Annotated in this window: 2 protein-coding genes and 2 pseudogenes; all 4 read left to right on the forward strand. The window is 44.7% G+C overall.

Annotated features, from left to right (window positions below; translation table 11 throughout):
• Nucleotides 1-611 precede the first annotated feature (611 nt).
• A complete protein-coding gene (ccdA, locus tag BFF42_RS15325) occupies nucleotides 612-830 on the forward strand; it encodes a type II toxin-antitoxin system antitoxin CcdA (protein WP_000813626.1) in 219 nt (72 codons plus the stop codon).
• Between the two features lies 1 nt (nucleotide 831).
• On the forward strand, nucleotides 832-1,137 hold the full coding sequence (gene ccdB, locus BFF42_RS15330) for a type II toxin-antitoxin system toxin CcdB (RefSeq protein WP_001159860.1): 306 nt from the start codon (nucleotides 832-834) through the stop codon (nucleotides 1,135-1,137).
• 35 nt (nucleotides 1,138-1,172) lie between these two features.
• A pseudogene (locus BFF42_RS15335) lies at nucleotides 1,173-1,268 on the forward strand (transposase domain-containing protein); the annotation flags it as partial.
• Nucleotides 1,269-1,529: 261 nt separating this feature from the next.
• A pseudogene (ipaH9.8, locus tag BFF42_RS15340) lies at nucleotides 1,530-2,286 on the forward strand (T3SS effector E3 ubiquitin-protein ligase IpaH9.8); the annotation flags it as partial.

Consider the following 2,286-nt stretch of genomic DNA (forward strand, 5'->3'; position numbering starts at 1 on the left):
GCTCCAGGTTGTGTGACATGGGAACTCATTCTGGATGGTTACTCTGAAAGCTCATATTCTGCCACACCCCGATTTGCAGCCGCCAGGCTGCCGTGGTTCGTGAACCGGGCTATAACCTGCAGTCGGTTGTTGAACGCCTGACAACAGGAAATCAGCCAGGCCAGCAACCACGCGGACTGACAGAGAATCAGAACCTGAATCAGCCTGAAATCATACCCGGGGCAGTACTTCATCACCAGTCACCAATACCCGTGTCAGTACTTCGCGGCCTGACGCGATCACCCGACTCAGTACTTCTGAGCCCGCCTCCGGTACCATTCTCTGTGGGCCCGTACACAACAACAGAAAAGGGTGCCCGGCCCGGGGCGCAACCGTATTACACTTCCGGAAAATCGTTATACGCAGAAAAATCGGATCACGCTGTGCCTGCTTTCATGTAATTTACTTACGGTGTTATAAGTATGCTAATTATCGTATAAAAAAATCGCAGCAGAAAAAATTGTATTAAAAACTTATAGTGAATTAATGGTGTACTTTTTATGGATATTGATGGTTTGTACCATTAATATATACTCATATACATATCATAAGTATGTTTTTGAGGGCTTATCATGAAGCAGCGTATTACTGTCACTATAGACAGTGACAGCTATCAGTTACTTAAATCCGCAAACGTGAATATCTCAGGCCTGGTAAATACGGCCATGCAAAAAGAGGCCCGCCGTCTGCGTGCGGAACGCTGGCAGGCTGAAAATCAGCAGGGGATGGCTGAGATCGCCCGTTTTATTGAAATGAACGGCTCTTTTGCCGATGAGAACAGGGACTGGTGAAATGCAGTTTAAGGTTTACGCCTATAAAAGAGAGAGTCGTTATCGTTTGTTTGTGGATGTACAGAGTGACATTATTGACACGCCCGGACGACGGATGGTGATCCCCCTGGCCAGTGCCCGCCTGCTGTCAGATAAAGTCTCCCGTGAGCTTTACCCGGTGGTGCATGTCGGGGATGAAAGCTGGCGCATGATGACCACTGATATGGCCAGTGTGCCGATCTTCGTTATCGGGGAAGAAGTGGCTGATCTCAGCCACCGCGAAAATGACATCAAAAACGCCATTAACCTGATGTTCTGGGGAATATAAATGTCAGGCTAGGGTCAAAAATCGTGGCGTTGACAAAATGGCTGCGTTACGTCATTGAGCATATCCAAGACTGGCCGGCAAACCGGGTACGCGATCTGTTGCCCTGGAAAGTTGATCTGACCTCTCAGTAAATATCAATACGGTTCTGACGAGCCGCTTACCGTTCAAATATGAAGTACGATGTTTAACTAACCGAAAAACAAGAACAATACGGTGCAAACAGGCCATTCACGGTTAACTGAAACAGTATCGTTTTTTTACAGCCAATTTTGTTTATCCTTATTATAATAAAAAAGTGCTGAAGTTCATTTCATGGAATGAACTTCATAAAAACTCCTACTTATTTCTTTTAACAAAGCCATTTGTCCACCGGCTTTAACTGGATGCCCATCATGTTACCGATAAATAATAACTTTTCATTGCCCCAAAATTCTTTTTATAACACTATTTCCGGTACATATGCTGATTACTTTTCAGCATGGGATAAATGGGAAAAACAAGCGCTCCCCGGTGAAGAGCGTGATGAGGCTGTCTCCCGACTTAAAGAATGTCTTATCAATAATTCCGATGAACTTCGACTGGACCGTTTAAATCTGTCCTCGCTACCTGACAACTTACCAGCTCAGATAACGCTGCTCAATGTATCATATAATCAATTAACTAACCTACCTGAACTGCCTGTTACGCTAAAAAAATTATATTCCGCCAGCAATAAATTATCAGAATTGCCCGTGCTACCTCCTGCGCTGGAGTCACTTCAGGTACAACACAATGAGCTGGAAAACCTGCCAGCTTTACCCGATTCGTTATTGACTATGAATATCAGCTATAACGAAATAGTCTCCTTACCATCGCTCCCACAGGCTCTTAAAAATCTCAGAGCGACCCGTAATTTCCTCACTGAGCTACCAGCATTTTCTGAGGGAAATAATCCCGTTGTCAGAGAGTATTTTTTTGATAGAAATCAGATAAGTCATATCCCGGAAAGCATTCTTAATCTGAGGAATGAATGTTCAATACATATTAGTGATAACCCATTATCATCCCATGCTCTGCAAGCCCTGCAAAGATTAACCTCTTCGCCGGACTACCACGGCCCACGGATTTACTTCTCCATGAGTGACGGACAACAGAATACACTCCATCGCC

The organism is Shigella sp. FC1661 (assembly GCF_001712525.1).
GTDB classification, from domain to species: domain Bacteria; phylum Pseudomonadota; class Gammaproteobacteria; order Enterobacterales; family Enterobacteriaceae; genus Escherichia; species Escherichia coli.

Bases quoted from the DNA above. Each gene is read 5' to 3' on its own strand.
- ccdA (WP_000813626.1), top strand. From the start codon at position 612: ATGAAGCAGCGTATTACTGTCACTATAGACAGTGACAGCTATCAGTTA.
- ccdB (WP_001159860.1), top strand. From the start codon at position 832: ATGCAGTTTAAGGTTTACGCCTATAAAAGAGAGAGTCGTTATCGTTTG.